This is a genomic window from Actinoplanes sp. L3-i22 (genome assembly GCF_019704555.1).
Lineage (GTDB): Bacteria > Actinomycetota > Actinomycetes > Mycobacteriales > Micromonosporaceae > Actinoplanes.
In genome coordinates this window covers 5,056,950-5,072,619 of record NZ_AP024745.1, presented here as the reverse complement: position 1 = coordinate 5,072,619, position 15,670 = coordinate 5,056,950, and the positions used below count along the sequence as shown (strand labels likewise).

Here is a 15,670-nt window from a genome sequence, read left to right as displayed (position 1 = left end):
GACGGTGGCGGCGACGCCGCCGGGCCCGGTGATCTCGACCGGTCGACCGACGACGATCGGCGGGGACATGTCGAACACGCATTCGCCACGAGACGCCTCGGTGCCGGTACGGCGCCCCTGGCTGCCACCGCGCTGGTTCATCACACTGTTCTGGCACGGTCATCGCGCACTGGTGCGGGTGACCCGCGGCCGGGTGGGTCTGTGGCGGCCGAAGCCGGACGGCTGGGGAGCTCTGCGCCTCACTGCGACGGGCCGGCGGACCGGGCAGCCCCGGCAGGTCGTTCTCGGCTACATCGCGGACGGCCGCAACCTGATCACGCTGGCGATGAACGGATGGGGTGCGGCCGAGCCCGCGTGGTGGCTGAACCTGCGGGCCAACCCGGATGCCATGGTCGAGACCCGCGACGGGAGGCGGCCCTTCCACGCCCGGCCGGCCCGCCCGGACGAGCGTGAACGCCTGTGGCGCCGCTGGGCGGAGATCGACGAACACCTCGACGCGTACGCCGCGCGGCGGCAGAGGGAGACTGCCGTGGTCGTGCTCGAACCGCGTGACGGCACCGACCTGCTCCAGCAGTCGTGAGCAGGTGGGGCCGACCGCGAACGGGATGAGGCGCGGCCACCCGGCGTGGTCGCCGGCCCGCAGGAAGGGCAGCGGTGATGGGACATTGGTTCAGCGCGGTCATGGCCGCGGTGCCGCCTGCCCTGGCGTACCTGGTGGTCGGTGTCCTGGCCACGGCGGAATCGATGTTTCTCGGCTTGGTGCTGCCCGGTGAGCTGGTGCTCGTCCTGGGCGGGCTGCTCGCCTTCCACGGCCGGGTCAGCCTCACCGTGATGCTGATTCTGGCCGGCGCCGGGTCCGTCGGGGGCTACCTGCTCGCGTACGCGATCGGGCGCCGGTTCGGGCCGGCTCTGCGAACCAGCCGGCTGGGGCGGCGCATCGGCCCGGCGCGGTGGGCCGCGGTGGACCAGGCCTTGATCGAGCGGGGCGCGCGGGCGATTCTGTTCGGGCGCCTGATCGGAGTGTTGCGCGCGGTGATGCCGATGGCGGCCGGGATGGCCCGGATGCGTCTGCGCACCTTCACGACGTACGCCGTGATCGGTGGTTTGATCTGGGGTCCGGGTTCGGTACTGATCGGCTACTTCGCCGGGAACTCCTATCAGCGGGTCGCCGCTGTGACCGGTCCGGCCGGGCTGGTCCTGGTCGTCCTGCTGGCGCTGATCGGGGTGACCACGGCGGCGGCCCGATGGGTGGCCAAACATCCGGAACGCCTGCGGGCCCTGCTCGGCCGGGCGATCGACCGGCCAGGGATGCTCCGGCTGCGCCGGCGCTACCGCCGGGAACTGGCCTTCGTGGGCCGGCGCTTCACACCCGGTACGGCACTGGGGCTCTCGCTGACCGTGGGCCTGATCGCCATCGGACTCGCCGGGTGGGCCTTCGGCGGCATTCTGGTCGGCGTGCTGCACAAGAACGAGCTCGCCACCCGGGACAGCCCGGTCGCCGCCTGGCTGGTCGATCATCGCACCGGCTGGCTGACCGCCGTCATGCGGGTCGTCACCGCTCTGGGCAGCGGCCGGGTCGTGACCGTGCTTCTCGTCCTGGCCGTGCTGGTGCTCGCGCGGCCGGGACGCCGGTGGTCCACCGCCGTCATGCTGGCCGTCGTGGTGACCGGCACGGCAGTCCTGATCGATGCGATCAAGCTGCTCACCACCAGGATCCGGCCCGACATCACCGATCTGCTCACCTCGGCGCCGGGATACGCGTTCCCTTCCGGGCACAGCGCCCAAGCCGCGGCCGCCTACGGTGCCATCGCCTACCTGCTGGCCGGCCGGCTCCAGCGCTGGGGGCACCGGGTCACCGTGTGGACGGTAGCCGTGCTGATCGTCGCCCTCGTCGGATTCTCGCGGTTGTACCTGGGAGCGCACTGGCTCACCGACGTCCTCGGCGGCTTCGCCCTCGGCACCGCCTGGACCACCCTGACGATCACCACCGTCGGCATTGTCACGCGCCGGCCCACTCCGGGCGAGCCCCACGCCGACGCCGTCGAACCCGGCGACTACCGGGTGCTCCACCGTGACTGACCGGAGCCCAGGCGCCACAGCGTGCCGGAGACTCCGATCAGCCAGGCGAACAGCAGCACGCCGTAGATCGCGTAGGCCCAGCCGAGCACCGGCCGCAGCAACTCCGAGATCACCCCGACCACGCCGGTCGCGATCCCGAGCCAGGCCAGTGCCGCGGCGGACGGCTCCCGGCGCATCAGCAATGCGATCAGCAGGACGCCGATCGACTGGAGCACCCCGATCACGGCGGGCACATCGTTGAGAGCGATCAGCACCTCCGCGCCGGCGGCGAAGGGCGCCTGCCCGGCGGCGGTGCCCGCATCGGCGTACCTGTCGCTGAGAACCACCATGGCCAGTGCGCCGTCACCGGTGGCCGGCCAGGCCAACGACATCGCCCAGGAGGCGATCGCGATCAGGCCCCCCACCGCCGCGAAGCTTCGGCCGCGCTCGCGCAGCGCCACGGCGAGCGCGAGGGAGACCACCATCAGGAGCACGGCGGGCGTGAGCCACAGCAGCTGCCGAAGGACGTAGACCGTCCGGTGCGCGGCGACGAACGCCAGCACGGCGGCACCACCGCTGGTGGGCGGCGGATCCGTCACGGTGACCAGGATCAGGGCCGCGACGTACGCGGCGACCGCCGACATCGCGCAGACCGCACCGGCCCGGTACAACGATTCCCATCCCGGGCCGCCGGCTGCCGGGTCCGCTTCACATCGAGTCATTTCGGCCTCACGTCCGGTAGGTGATCCGAAATACCGGGTAGAAGGCGGCGATCGTCGCGACGTCACCGAGGGTCGCCTCGACGCCGAGCCCGAAATAGAACCTCGCCTGGTCCGCCGCGGACGTCGCGCTGCTGCGTCCCCGCAGCGCCCACAGGTACTGCAGGATGATCTCCGCCCGTTCGGCGGCCGGGAGTTCCTCGAGGTGCACCTGCCGGGTCCGGCCGCGGCGGATCGCCGCCTGGCCGCGCGCCGCCCGGACATTGCGGACCCATTGGGCTTCACCGGCGAGCGCGACCAGGTAGTCGTCGCCCAGGTACCGGGTACGCAGAATCGGTATGCGGCGTGGCCTGCCCGACGTACGCCCGCGCACCTGCAGCGTCACGGCGTCACGTGGTGCCAGGCCGATCGAGGTCAGCAGCACCCCGAGCCGGTTGAGACGCCGGTACCAGGGCGCGGGCGGGCGGTAGCGGGTGCGCGCGGCATAGCTTTGCGGTTTCATACGGGCCTCCGTGCGCGGTCGCGGACCAGGTCACCTGGACGCCTTTCTCAGCTGGTGACGTTCCGCAGGACGAGCCAGGCGGGCCCGACGGTGATGGAGCCGACGCCGGGCCGGATCGGGTGGTCGCCGAAGACCATGGCCATCGGCGGGTAGCAGAGCACGTAGGCCGTGCTCCCGCCGGTGCCGGTGATCAGCCGCCCGGTGCCGTGATAGAGCGCGTCGACCTGGTCGAAGGACATGCCGACGCGCGCACCGGCCGCGGTGCGCACGGTGCCGGCCGAGGTGTCCAGGACGGCCAGTCGGCCGTGGTAGAAGGTCAGCAACAGCTCGCCCGGCCAGTCGCCGAGCGACGTGGCCACCTGGGCCCCGTTCGCGTCGGGCGCGCTGGGCTCGGTGATCAGACCGGCTGTGACCAGCCGGTCGAGGCTGCCACCGATCCGATAGGGACCGGCGCCCAGCACGGTCAGTACGTGATCGGCCGCCGCGGCCGGCGCGGCCGCCGCGGCGGGTGTGGTCACTCCGGCGATCACGGCCGCCCCACACAGCAGGACGGCGGCGACGGACAGCAGGAGTGCGCGACATCGGACGAACATCAGGGTCTCCCCTCACCGCATTGCCGGACGGGCATCCGGGCGCCCGGCCGCCGGTGTGTGGAGGCGCACGCGACCGGATGCCACATCTCGACTGTCACTCCGCCGGCAGGTCACCGTCAGGGGCGGAAGTCCCGAACCGCCTCGCGCCGTCCCACGTGCGCCCGGATCTGCCGAGGGCGGGACGCTTGCGGCCGCGGCGCGGGCCGACCGGCCCTGACCAACGGGTCCGGCCGTGGTCGAAGGTGGAGGGTGATGGATTGGAGGTTCACCATGACCACGCGACTACGGCTGGCCCGGTGCGGGCTGAGCGCGGGCAAACGGGCCCGCCTGCACCGCATCCTCTACCAGCACGGACTCGGCAACGGCACGGCGTTGTTCCTGCCGTACGACCAGGGTCTGGAACACGGACCGCGGGACTTCTTCCCGGATCCGGCCGCCACCGACCCGCGGTACATCATCAAGCTCGCCCTGGAGGGCGGGTTCAACGGCATCGCCGTACAGATCGGACTGGCCGAGAAGTTCTACTGGGACTACGCCGGTGAGGTGCCGCTGATCCTCAAGCTCAACGGCAAGACCGACATCCCTCCGGACCTGCAGGCCCTGTCCCCGTTGCACGCCTCGGTCGAGGACGCGGTGCGGCTGGGCGCCGACGCGGTCGGCTACACCCTGTATGTGGGATCGCCGGCGCAGGCCGCCGACTGCACCCAACTGCAGCAGGTACGGCGCGACGCACAGCGGTTCGGCATCCCGCTGATCGTCTGGGCCTACCCGCGGGGTGAGGCGATCGAGCAGAAGGGCGGCAAGGACTCCTTCTACGCCGTGCACTACGCGGCCCGGGTGGCCAGTGAGCTCGGCGCCGACGTCGTCAAGGTCAACTTCCCGCATCCGGAGAAACAAACGGCGGTGCCGGATGCCTACACCTCGGCGTTCACCGCACCCCAGGCGATGGAGGCGGTGGTCCGCGCCGCCGGTCGCACGCTGGTGCTGGTCTCCGGCGGCAGCAAGGCCGGCGACGAGGCGATGCTGGTCAAGGCGCAGGAATCGATGGCAGCCGGCGCCACCGGGCTGATCTTCGGGCGCAACGTGTGGCAGCGCGACCACGACGCTTCGCTACGTCTGGTCGACCGGCTCCGCGAGATCCTGGCCAAATATCCCGTCCCGTGAACTCGGGGGTGATCGTGATGCTCGAACGGCTGGCCGGTACGGAACCGGTCCATCCAGTCGTCGCCGGGGTCAGCCGTTCCGCGGCGAGCCGGCGGGCGGTCGAGGCCGCCGCCGCCGAGGCCGCCGCGCGGGGGTGCCCGCTGCGGCTGGTGCACGCGTTCAGCTGGCTGCCCGATCTGGCGGAACACCAGTGGAGCAGCGCGGAGCTGCTCCGCCAGGCGAAGGCGCTCGCCGCCGCGGCCGCTCCGGGCCTGCGGATCACCACCGAGCTGATCGAGGGCCATCCGGTGACCGGGCTGCTGCGGCTGTCCCGGCGGGCCGGCCTGACCGTGATCGGCGACGGCGACCTGAACGACCGGGTCTGTCTGCCGCGGGACGCGACGGCGGTCCAGCTCGCGGCGCGTGCCTTCGGCACCGTCATGGTGACCAGGGCCGCCTGCCCGCCGGCCGGTCCGGTCCTGGTCGGAATCAACGGCGCCGCGGACTCGGAGCAGGTGCTCCGCCTCGCCGTCGAGGAAGCCGCCCGGCAGGACACGGACCTGATCGTCGTGCACGTCGGTGAGATCGGCGAACGGGCGCACGCGGTCGAGGCCATGGTCACCGGGCTGGCGCTCGACCATCGCGTCGGCCTGCGGTTCCGGGTCCTCACCGGCGACCCCACCGAGGTGCTGCGCGAGGAGGCACGGGATGCCTCGCTGATCGTGGTGGGTGCCCGGGGCGAGATGCCCTACCACGGTCTGCTCGGCTCGGTCGCGCAGACACTGCTGCACCACGGGCGCGGACCGGTGGTCGTGGTTCGCCGCGCCCGCCCGGTCGCCGCCCGCGACATGCGCGTCGGAGTCGTTTCGGAAGGAGGCACAAGATGAACGAAAGGCAGTCGCGCGGTGGCCCGGCCGGGGCCGGCGGTGGTGCCGTCTACGGCCTGGGCCTGATCGGCGCCCTCATCTATTACATCGGGGCCGCGGACGGATTCTGGGTCGGCGTGCTGGGCGTGCTCAAGTCGATCATCTGGCCGGTCTTCGTCGTCCACGACCTGCTGCGTTTGCTCGGCAGCTGACGAAGCCGGTCTTCGTCGTCGACGACCTGCTGCGTTTGCTCGGCAGCCGACGACGGCGGCCGAGCAAGCGCAGCCGATGAGCGGTCAGCCGGCGGCCGGGGACTCGTTCCCGATGGCCGGCTCGATCCGCGCCTCGGGACCCGGGAACACCACCGTGGTGTGGTCGTCCTCCAGCCAGCGCACGTGGTACGGCGGACCTCCGTCGTCATGCCCCACCCGGGTGATGATCCCGATCCGCCGATTTTCCCCGAGGCGGTTGTTCTCGATGATGATCCGGTCGCCGATGCGAGCCTTCATGGCTTCCTCCCGTCCGGAGAACCGTGGTCAAGCTCAGACTGGTTCGCCACTCGCGGACGGCCAAGGGCCGAAGGTCCCGCAGCCGCCGAGACACTCCCGCGCGGTTCGTACCGGATGCCTTCGCCGTTAGCCTGAGCCACGTGACCGCTATTGGTGACGGTGGCTCCCTGGTACTGCTGCGGCACGGGCAGAGCGTCAGCAACGCGGCCGACGTCTTCACCGGCTGGTCCGACCCGCCGCTGAGTGCGCTCGGCGTCACGCAGGCCCGCCAGGCCGCGCGGACCCTGCGCGAGATCGGCGTGCGCCCGACGAGCGTGCACACCTCGCTGCTGCGCCGATCGATCGCGACCGCGGAGATCATCGCCGACGCGCTGGGCCGCGGCTGGCTGCCGGTGCAGCGGTCGTGGCGGCTCAACGAACGCCACTACGGCGCGCTCACCGGACGGGACAAGCGCGCTGTCGCCGCCGAGTCCGGCGCGGAGACGTTCCGGGACTGGCGGCGCTCGTACGCGATCGCCCCGCCGGCGATGGCCGATACCGACGCCGCCGCGTTGTACGCCGATGCCCGGTACGCGGACCTGCCACCCGATGCCCGGCCGCGCACCGAGAGCCTCGCCGACGTCCGGGTCCGGACCCTGCCCTACTGGGCGGATGTGCTGCGGCCGCTGGTGCTGGCCGGGGGCACGCCGCTGGTGGTGGGGCACGGCAACAGTCTGCGGGCGTTCGTCATGCACCTGGAGGGCATCGGGGCCGCCGACGTGGAACGGCTGGACATCCCGACCGCCGTACCGATGCGCTATCGCCTCGATCGCCGGGGCCGTCCGGTCACCGGGCCGGAAGGGCGCTACCTGGATCCGGTCAGCGCCCGCGAGCAGGTCCGCGTCGGCCCGCCGTGATGAAGCGCAGGCCCGCCCTGATGAGGCGCAGGCCTGCGGGAACGAGGCGCCGGCCGGGTCAGGCCGCGTAGGTCTGGACGGCCGCGAGCAGCGCGGCCAGGCCTGCCTTGGCGTCGGCGAACAGCATCGCGGTCTTCGGGTCCTGGTACAGCTCGTTGTCGATGCCGGCGTAGCCGTGGCCCAGCGACCGCTTGATCACGATGATGCTGCGGGCCTTGTCCACGTCGAGGATCGGCATGCCGGAGACCGGGTTGCCGGGCCGGCGTGCCGCCGGGTTGGTGACGTCGTTGGCACCGACGACCAGCGCCACGTCGGTGGCCGGGAACACCGGGTTGATCTCGTCGAGATCCTTGAGCTGCTCGTACGGGGCGTCGGCCTCGGCCAGGAGCACGTTCATGTGCCCGGGCATCCGGCCGGCGACCGGGTGGATGCCGTAGCTGACCTCGACCCCGTGGCCGGTCAGCACCTTGGCCAGGGCGACCACCTCGTGCTGGGCCTGGGCGGCGGCGAGGCCGTACCCGGGGACGATGACGACCCGGGTGGCGTACGCGAGCTGGATGGCGGCGTCGTCGGCGGCGATCCGGCGTACCCCGGCCGCACCCGGCACCGGGGCGGCCGCGACCGTGTCGCCGCTGCCGTAGCCGCCGGCCAGGATCGCGCGGACCGGGCGATTCATCGCGTCGGCCATGAGTTTGGTCAGAATGGCACCGGCCGCGCCGACGAGCGCCCCGGCGATGATCAGCGGTGTGCTGCCCAGGACGAAGCCGGCCATCGCCACGGCGGTGCCGGTGCACGCGTTGAGCAGCGAGATCACGACCGGCATGTCGGCTCCACCGATCGGCAGGGTGGCCAGCACCCCGACGATCAGGGCGGCGGCGGCCACCCCGGCCAGGGGTCCCGGGGCCCGGCCGGACCCGGCCAGCACGGCCAGGACCACGGCGGCCACGATCAGCAGCGCCGAGGCGACCCGGCCCCCGGGGACCACGATCGGGCGCCCGGGGATGCGTCCGGCCAGCTTCCCGGCGGCAATCAGGGAGCCGCCGAAGGTGATCGCGCCGATGAGCACGTCGAGGGCTCCGGTGATCGCCGCCTGGGTCCCGGTGGCCCGGTCACCGAGCGCGATCAGCGCGGCCGCGCCGCCGCCGACCGCGTTGAACAGGCTGACCAGCTGCGGCATCGCGGTCATCCGCACCCGCCGGGCGGCGATCAGGCCGGCCGCGGCGCCGGCGGCCGCGCCGAGCGTCAGCACGGTGACCGCCGTCATGGCCGGCCGGCCGTCGTGGATCAGGACGGCGGCGGTGGTGGCGATCGCGACGGCCATGCCGGCCGCGGACAACCGGTTGCCGCGGCGGGCGGTGCCCGGGGCGTTCATCAGGTGCAGCCCGGCCACGAACAGGGTGGCGCAGACCAGGTAGATCAGGTGGACGGTGGTGTCGAAGCCGGTCATGACCGGCTCCGGAACATGGTCAGCATGCGGTCGGTGACGGCGTAGCCGCCGGCGACGTTGGCCGCGCCGAAGAACGCGGCGGTGCCGAGCAGCACGTACCCGGCGGCGGTCGTGACGGTCAGGGCGAGCAGCATGACGCCGATCAGGACGACGCCGTGCACCGCGTTGGCGCCGGACATCAACGGAGTGTGCAGGGTGGCCGGCACCTTGCTGATCACTTCGAAACCGACGAGCAGACTCAGGGTGAAAACGGTCAGATCGGCCATCAGTAGCGAGTTCACGGCTCGTTCGCCTCCAGCAGCTTGCGGACGGCGGGGTGCACGACCTCGCCGGCGTGCGAGACGGTCACCGCCGCGTGGATCTCGTCGGTCAGATCCGGCATCGGCACGCCGCCCGGCATCAGGGTCTCGAGAAGAGCGAGAAGATTTCTTGCGTACGCCGTGGAGGCCGCCCGTGGCACCGTCGCGGCCAGGTCGCCGGCGGCGATCAGGGTGACCCCGCCGAGCACCGCGGTGGTGCCCGGCACCGAGCCCTCGACGTTGCCACCGTCCGGGCCGGCGGCCAGGTCGACGACGATCGAACCCGGTCGCAGGCCGGCCAGCGCGGCCGCTCGGATCAACAGCGGCGGGCGGCGCCCGGGCACCCGGGCCGTGGTGATCACGATGTCGAAGCGGGCGGCCGCGGCCTCCAGCAGCTGCCGCTGGGCCTCGCTCTGCTCGGCGGTGAGCGCGCGGGCGTAGCCGTCCGCCGAGGACACCTGCGGGCCGCCCGCGTCCAGCACGGCAGCGCCGGTGGAGGTGATGTCGGCCCGCGCCTGCTCCCGTACGTCGTAGCCGGTGACCACCGCGCCGAGCCGGCGGGCCGTGGCCATGGCCTGCAGACCGGCGACGCCAGCACCGAGCACCAGGACCTGGGCGGGCCGGACGGTGCCGGCCGCGGTCATCAGCAGCGGGAAGTAGCCGCCGTAGGCTTCCGCGGCGACCAGCGCGGCCTTGTAACCGGCCACATTCGCTTGCGAGGTCAACGCGTCCATCGGCTGCGCCCGCGACAGGGTCCGGGGTAGCAGATCGAGGCTGATCGCGGTCACCCCGGCGGCGGCCAGCCGCTTAGCCCAGGCCGGGTCGCTCAGCGGCGCGAGCAGGCCGACCAGCATCTGCCCGCGCCGGGCCCGGTCGGCATCCGGGGGCGGCGCCAGGCAGACCAGCACGTCGCTGTCGCGGTACACCTGCTCGCGGTCACCCAGCGCGGCTCCGGCCAGCAGATACTGCCGGTCGCCGTACCAGGAGCGTTTCCCCGCGTCGCATTCCACGAGCACAGCGATGCCACGGTCGCGCAGCCGGCGCGCCGCTTCCGGGGTCAGCGCCACCCGTCGCTCGTGCTCGGCCGTCTCGCGCAGCACCCCCACCGTGGTCATCGCCGCCTCCTTCACGCAGGCGCGGTCCTTTGCGCCGACGCTACGGACCGGCCCTGCTCACGGTCAGGGGCGAAGGACCCGAGGTTCCCGGCCCGGCGGGGACTGTCGCAGCCGGCCGCGGCGCCACCGCTCTCGACCACCTCGGCCTGAGCGACGCGGCGACTTCGGTCCCGGCAGACCGGGCCGTCCGGCCCTGCCGGGACCGGCACGTCCTGCGTCCGATGGAGAAAAGACGGCCGCGTCCGGCAAGGAGGTCCGTCCCATGGAAGAGAATCGCGATCGTGCCCGGACCGGACACCGCGGGGAGCCGGTCATGCACGCCGACCGGCCCGACATGACGCCGCTACCCGACCTGGTGCACGACCAGGCGCGCGGCGGCCCGGTCCGGGAACGGCGACCGGTCTATCTGGACCTGCTGCCGCCGTGCAACGCCGGCTGTCCGGCCGGGGAGAACATCCAGGCGTGGCTCGCGCACGCGCGGGCCGGCGACTACGAGTCGGCCTGGCGGGTGCTCACCGCGGACAATCCGCTGCCCGCGGTGCACGGGCGGGTCTGCTACCACCCGTGTGAGTCGGTCTGCAATCGGCTGCAACTGGACAGCGCGGTCTCGATTCACGGCGTCGAGAGGTTCCTCGGCGACCTGGCGCTGGAGCAGCGCTGGGCGTTCGACCCGCCGGCGGCGCCGACCGGCCGGCGGGTCCTGGTGATCGGCGCCGGGCCGTCCGGGCTCTCCGCCGCCTACCACCTCGCCCGGCTCGGCCACCAGGTGGAGATCCACGACGCCGGCCAGGAGCCGGGCGGGATGATGCGCTACGGCATCCCCGCCTACCGGCTGCCCCGGGACGTGCTGGCCGCGGAGATCGCCCGGATCACCGCGCTCGGCGTGGTGATCGAGACCGGGCACCCGGTCCACGACCTGGAGGCCGAGCGGCGGGCCGGCCGGTTCGACGCCGTGTTCGTCGCCGTCGGCGCGCACCTGTCGCGGCGGGTGGACATCCCGGCCCGGGAGGCCGGGCGGATCGTGGACGCGGTCGGCCTGCTGCGCAGCGTCGCCTCCGGCGAGCGTCCGGCGATCGGGCGGCGGGTCGCGGTCTACGGCGGCGGCAACACCGCGATGGACGCCGCCCGGGTCGCCAAGCGGCTGGGCGCCGCGGAGGCGCTGATCGTCTACCGGCGCACCCGGGCGCAGATGCCCGCGCACGCCGAGGAGGCGGACGAGGCCGAACGCGAAGGCGTCACGATCAACTGGCTGCGGACCATCCAGGCGTTCGACGGTCCGGAGCTGACCGTCGAGGTCATGGAGCTCGACGGCGAGGGCCGGCCGGTGCCGACCGGGCGTACCGAGACCCTCGCCGCCGACACGGTGGTGCTCGCGCTCGGGCAGCGGGCCGACACCGCGTTCCTGCGGGACGTGCCGGGCGTCGCCTTCGATCCCGACGGCACCGTGCTGGTGTCGGAGTCGTTCATGACCGGCTGCCCCGGGATCTTCGCCGGCGGGGACATGGTGCCGGCCGAGCGCACGGTCACCGTCGGGGTCGGCCACGGCCGCAAGGCGGCCCGGCACATCCACGCCTACCTCAGCGGCCTGCCGGCGAGCGCACCGGCCAAACATCCGATCGCGAGCTTCGACCTGCTGCATCCGTGGTATTTCGGCGACGCAGCGCGCCGCGTCCAGCCGCAGCGGGACCCGGCCGCCCGGGTCGCGGACTTCACCGAGGTGGTCGCCGGGCTGGACGAGAGCGCCGCGCGCTTCGAGGCGGGGCGCTGCCTCTCCTGCGGCAACTGTTTCGAATGTGACGGATGTCTGGGCGCCTGCCCGGAGGACGCGGTGATCAAACTGGGACCAGGCCGCAGGTATCGCTTCGACTACGACCGCTGCACCGGCTGCGGCACCTGCTTCGCGCAGTGTCCCGTGCACGCGATCGAACTCATTCCGGAGGTACGGCCATGACCCGCGCGATCGTGGACGGCAACGAGGCCGCGGTGTCGGTCGCGTACCGGCTCAACGAGATCTGCTGCATCTACCCGATCACCCCGTCCTCGCCGATGGCCGAGCTGGCCGACCAGTGGTCGGTCGCCGGGCGCCGCAACATCTTCGGCTCGGTGCCCTCGGTCGTCGAGATGCAGAGCGAGGGTGGGGCGGCCGGCGCCCTGCACGGCGCGCTGCAGAGCGGCGCGCTGACCACGACGTTCACCGCGTCGCAGGGCCTGCTGCTGATGATCCCGAACATGTACAAGATCGCCGGGGAGCTGACGCCGGCGGTGCTGCACGTGGCCGCCCGATCGCTGGCCACCCAGGGGCTGTCCATCTTCGGCGACCACTCGGACGTGATGGCCGTCCGTGCCACCGGGTTCGCCATGCTGGCCGCCGGCTCGGTGCAGGAGGCGCACGACCTGGCGCTGGTGGCCCAGGCCGCCTCGCTGCGCACCCGGGTGCCGTTCGTGCACTTCTTCGACGGTTTCCGCACCTCGCACGAGTTGAACACGATCGATGTCCTGACCGACGAGGACCTGCGCGCCCTGGTGCCCGAGGAGCTGGTTCGCGAGCACCGGGCCCGATCGCTGTCACCGGAACGGCCGGTGATCCGCGGCACGGCGCAGAACCCGGACGTCTACTTCCAGAGCCGCGAGACGGTCAACCCGTTCCACGCCCGCGTGCCCGAGGTGGTGCAGGCGGTGATGGACGAGCTGGCCGGGCGGACCGGACGCGGGTACCGCACGGTCGAGTACCACGGCGCGCCGGACGCCGAGCGGGTGCTGGTGCTGATGGGCTCCGGCGCCCAGACCGCCCGGGAGACCGTCACACATCTGACCGGGCTCGGCGAGCGGGTCGGCGTCGTACAGGTCAGGTTGTTCCGGCCCTTCCCGTCCGACGAACTGGTCGCCGCGCTGCCGGCGAGCGTCACCCGGGTCGCCGTGCTGGACCGCACCAAGGAGCCCGGCTCGGCCGGCGAGCCGCTGCACCTGGACGTGGTGGCGGCGCTGGCCGCCGCCGGACGGCCGATGCCGGCGGTGATCGGCGGCCGGTACGGCCTCGGCTCCAAGGAGTTCACCCCCGGCATGGTCGCCGCCGTCTTCGCCGAGCTGGCGGCGGCCCGGCCCCGGCCGCGGTTCACCGTGGGCATCCTCGACGACGTCACCGGGATCAGCCTGCCCTGGACCGAACTGGACATCGAGTCGCCGCGAACCAACCGGGCGGTGTTCTTCGGGATCGCCTCGGACGGCACGGTCGGCGCGAACAAGAACACCATCAAGATCCTGGCGGCCGACCCGGGCGTGCACGCCCAGGGCTATTTCGTGTACGACTCGAAGAAATCCGGCGGGCTCACCGTCTCGCACCTGCGCTTCGGGCCTGAGCCGATCCGCGCGCCCTACCTGATCGGCTCGGCCGGCTTCGTCGCCTGCCATCACGCCGCGCTGCTCGACCGCGTCGACGTGCTGGCGGCCGCCGCTCCCGGGGCCGTCCTGCTGCTCAACACCGCCGCGGACGACGTGTGGGCGTCGCTGTCGCGGCCGGTCCAGCGGCAGATCATCGACCGGCGGCTGCGGCTGTACGCGATCGACGCCGACCGGGTGGCCGCCGCGGCCGGGCTGCCCGGGCGCAGCAACACCGTGCTGCAGACCTGCTATTTCGCCATCTCCGGCGTGCTGCCGGCCGACGAAGCGGTCGCCCGGATCAAGGCGGCCGCCACCAAGACGTACGCCAAGCGGGGCCCGGAGGTGGTGGCCCGCAACCATGCCGCGGTGGACGCCGCGCTCGCCGGGCTGCGGCACATCGACGTACCGGAGCGGGAAACCTCGACCCGGCAATCGCCGCCGCCGATCCCGGAGACCGCGCCCCGGTTCGTGCGTGAGGTCACCGCGGCCATGCTGGCCGGGCGCGGTGACCGGCTGCCGGTGAGCGCACTGCCGGTCGACGGCACCTATCCGGGCGGCACCACCGCCTACGAGAAGCGCAACCTCGCCGACCTGGTCGCCACCTGGGATCCGCAGACCTGCATCCAGTGCGGCACCTGCGCGTTCGTGTGCCCGCACAGCGTCATCCGGGCCAAGCTGCTCGATCAGGAGCAGCTCGAGGCCGCGCCGGACGGCTTCCCGGCCGCGCCGCTCAACGCTCGCGGGCTGCCGGACACCGCGTTCAGCCTGCAGGTCTATCTGGAGGACTGCACCGGCTGCGGGCTGTGCGTCGAGGCGTGCCCGATCGGCACGCCACAGCACAAGGCGATCAACCTGGAACCGCGTGAACCACAGCTGACGACGGCGCGGGCCGGCATCGACTTCTTCGAGACCCTCCCGTACGCCGACCGGTCCCGGGTCGACTTCGGCACCGTGCGCGGGACGCAGTTCCTGCAACCGCTGTTCGAGTTCTCGCTGGCCTGCACCGGATGCGGGGAGACGCCGTACCTCAAGGTCCTCTCGCAGTTGTTCGGCGACCGGCTGATGGTCGCCAACGCCACCGGCTGCTCGTCGATCTACGGGGGCAACCTGCCCACGACACCGTGGACCCACGACGCCCGGGGACGGGGACCGGCCTGGTCGAACTCGTTGTTCGAGGACGACGCCGAGTTCGGGCTCGGCTTCCGGCTCGCCGCCGATCTGCACCGGTCGCTGGCCGAGAGCCGGTTGCGCCAACTGCGCGAGCCGCTCGGCCCGGAGCTGGTCGACGCGCTCCTGGACGCGCCGCAACGGCGGGAGTCGGAGATCGCCGGCCAGCGGGACCGGCTGGCCGAGCTGGAACGCCGCCTGGCCGCGCTGCCGGCCGGCGATCCGGTGGTCGCCGATCTGCGCAGCGTCCTGGATCATCTGGTCCGCCGCAGTGTGTGGATCGTCGGCGGCGACGGCTGGGCCTACGACATCGGCGCGGCCGGCCTCGACCACGTGCTGGCCGGTGGCCGCAACGTGAACGTGCTGGTCCTCGACACCGAGGTGTACTCCAACACCGGCGGTCAGATGTCCAAGGCCACCCCGTTGTCCGCGGTCGCCCGGTTCGCCGCCGGGGGCAAGACCACCCCGAAGAAGGACCTGGCGTTGCAGGCCATCGCGTACGGCAACGTCTACGTCGCGCGGGTGGCGATGGGTGCCGACCCGCAGCAGACGTTGCAGGCGCTGCGCGAAGCCGAGGCTTACGACGGGCCGTCACTGGTCATCGCGTACGCGCACTGCATCGCCCACGGCATCGAGATGCGCGACGGCCTGACCCAGCAGCACCGGGCGGTGGCCACCGGGTACTGGCCGCTGATGCGCTACGACCCGGTGCTGCGTTCCGCCGGCGCCAACCCGTTCCTGCTCGACTCGCCTCGCCCTCGGCTGCCGCTGACCGAGTTCACCGATCGGGAGCTGCGGTTCCGGCAGCTGCGCGACACCGACCCGGCCGAGGCCGAGCGGCTGGCGCGGCTCGCGCAGGAAGCCGTCGACCAGCGCTGGCGGGTGTACGAGGAGATGGCCGCACACGGGCCGGAGCGGTTCCCGGCCGACGCCCGCCGGTGAACGCCCGCCCGGGCCGGTCATCCGGGACCACCGGCC

Annotated in this window: 15 protein-coding genes; 8 read left to right on the top strand and 7 right to left on the bottom strand. The window is 72.7% G+C overall.

Annotated elements, in window-relative coordinates; translation table 11 throughout:
* Positions 1–67 precede the first annotated feature (67 nt).
* The gene (locus L3i22_RS22515) at positions 68–580 is read left to right on the top strand and encodes a nitroreductase/quinone reductase family protein (RefSeq protein ID WP_221328930.1); all 513 of its coding nucleotides are present in this window, start codon (positions 68–70) and stop codon (positions 578–580) included.
* Positions 581–657: 77 nt separating this feature from the next.
* Positions 658–2,079, top strand: coding sequence for a bifunctional DedA family/phosphatase PAP2 family protein (locus L3i22_RS22510; protein WP_221328929.1), 1,422 nt, complete (start codon positions 658–660; stop codon positions 2,077–2,079).
* Here the strand turns inward: L3i22_RS22510 and L3i22_RS22505 are convergent.
* From L3i22_RS22505 to L3i22_RS22495, 3 genes are all read right to left on the bottom strand, one after another.
* The gene (locus tag L3i22_RS22505; RefSeq protein ID WP_221328928.1) at positions 2,055–2,702 is read right to left on the bottom strand and encodes a hypothetical protein; all 648 of its coding nucleotides are present in this window, start codon (positions 2,700–2,702) and stop codon (positions 2,055–2,057) included. The two genes, L3i22_RS22510 and L3i22_RS22505, sit on opposite strands and share 25 nt — an antisense overlap.
* Positions 2,703–2,787: 85 nt before the next feature.
* Positions 2,788–3,279, bottom strand: a complete 492-nt coding sequence (locus L3i22_RS22500; protein WP_221328927.1) for a nitroreductase/quinone reductase family protein — start codon at positions 3,277–3,279, stop codon at positions 2,788–2,790.
* A gap of 47 nt (positions 3,280–3,326) precedes the next feature.
* Complete coding sequence (locus L3i22_RS22495) at positions 3,327–3,872, bottom strand: hypothetical protein (RefSeq protein WP_221328926.1); 546 nt, start codon at positions 3,870–3,872, stop codon at positions 3,327–3,329.
* A gap of 270 nt (positions 3,873–4,142) precedes the next feature.
* On the opposite strand from L3i22_RS22495, the gene L3i22_RS22490 reads away from it, so the two are divergent.
* The 3 genes from L3i22_RS22490 to L3i22_RS22480 are packed head-to-tail and all read left to right on the top strand — an operon-like array spanning position 4,143 to position 6,093.
* Positions 4,143–5,036 carry a class I fructose-bisphosphate aldolase gene (locus L3i22_RS22490; protein WP_221328925.1) on the top strand — a complete coding sequence of 298 codons (894 nt, stop codon included), beginning with the start codon at positions 4,143–4,145 and terminating at the stop codon, positions 5,034–5,036.
* Complete coding sequence (locus L3i22_RS22485; RefSeq protein ID WP_221328924.1) at positions 5,033–5,902, top strand: universal stress protein; 870 nt, start codon at positions 5,033–5,035, stop codon at positions 5,900–5,902. Before L3i22_RS22490 ends, L3i22_RS22485 begins: the two co-directional genes overlap by 4 nt.
* Positions 5,899–6,093, top strand: a complete 195-nt coding sequence (locus tag L3i22_RS22480) for a hypothetical protein (protein WP_221328923.1) — start codon at positions 5,899–5,901, stop codon at positions 6,091–6,093. Before L3i22_RS22485 ends, L3i22_RS22480 begins: the two co-directional genes overlap by 4 nt.
* An 84-nt stretch (positions 6,094–6,177) precedes the next feature.
* Here the strand turns inward: L3i22_RS22480 and L3i22_RS22475 are convergent, their stop codons facing one another.
* A complete protein-coding gene (locus tag L3i22_RS22475) occupies positions 6,178–6,390 on the bottom strand; it encodes a DUF1918 domain-containing protein (protein ID WP_221328922.1) in 213 nt (70 codons plus the stop codon).
* A gap of 149 nt (positions 6,391–6,539) precedes the next feature.
* Between L3i22_RS22475 and L3i22_RS22470 the strand changes: the two genes are divergently transcribed.
* A complete protein-coding gene (locus tag L3i22_RS22470) occupies positions 6,540–7,286 on the top strand; it encodes a 2,3-diphosphoglycerate-dependent phosphoglycerate mutase (protein WP_370644548.1) in 747 nt (248 codons plus the stop codon).
* A 58-nt stretch (positions 7,287–7,344) separates the two neighbouring features.
* Here L3i22_RS22470 and L3i22_RS22465 read toward each other — a convergent pair whose 3' ends face one another.
* The 3 genes from L3i22_RS22465 to L3i22_RS22455 are packed head-to-tail and all read right to left on the bottom strand — an operon-like array spanning position 7,345 to position 10,147.
* Positions 7,345–8,733 carry an NAD(P)(+) transhydrogenase (Re/Si-specific) subunit beta gene (locus L3i22_RS22465; protein ID WP_221328920.1) on the bottom strand — a complete coding sequence of 463 codons (1,389 nt, stop codon included), beginning with the start codon at positions 8,731–8,733 and terminating at the stop codon, positions 7,345–7,347.
* Positions 8,730–8,999 carry an NAD(P) transhydrogenase subunit alpha gene (locus tag L3i22_RS22460; protein WP_370644547.1) on the bottom strand — a complete coding sequence of 90 codons (270 nt, stop codon included), beginning with the start codon at positions 8,997–8,999 and terminating at the stop codon, positions 8,730–8,732. Before L3i22_RS22460 ends, L3i22_RS22465 begins: the two co-directional genes overlap by 4 nt.
* A gap of 11 nt (positions 9,000–9,010) precedes the next feature.
* Positions 9,011–10,147 carry an NAD(P) transhydrogenase subunit alpha gene (locus L3i22_RS22455; protein WP_221328918.1) on the bottom strand — a complete coding sequence of 379 codons (1,137 nt, stop codon included), beginning with the start codon at positions 10,145–10,147 and terminating at the stop codon, positions 9,011–9,013.
* A gap of 262 nt (positions 10,148–10,409) precedes the next feature.
* Between L3i22_RS22455 and L3i22_RS22450 the strand changes: the two genes are divergently transcribed.
* Positions 10,410–12,098 (top strand): NAD(P)-binding protein, encoded by a 1,689-nt coding sequence (locus L3i22_RS22450; protein WP_221328917.1) that lies wholly within the window; start codon positions 10,410–10,412, stop codon positions 12,096–12,098.
* Positions 12,095–15,634, top strand: a complete 3,540-nt coding sequence (nifJ, locus tag L3i22_RS22445) for a pyruvate:ferredoxin (flavodoxin) oxidoreductase (RefSeq protein WP_221328916.1) — start codon at positions 12,095–12,097, stop codon at positions 15,632–15,634. Before L3i22_RS22450 ends, nifJ begins: the two co-directional genes overlap by 4 nt.
* The last annotated feature ends 36 nt before the right edge of the window (positions 15,635–15,670 follow it).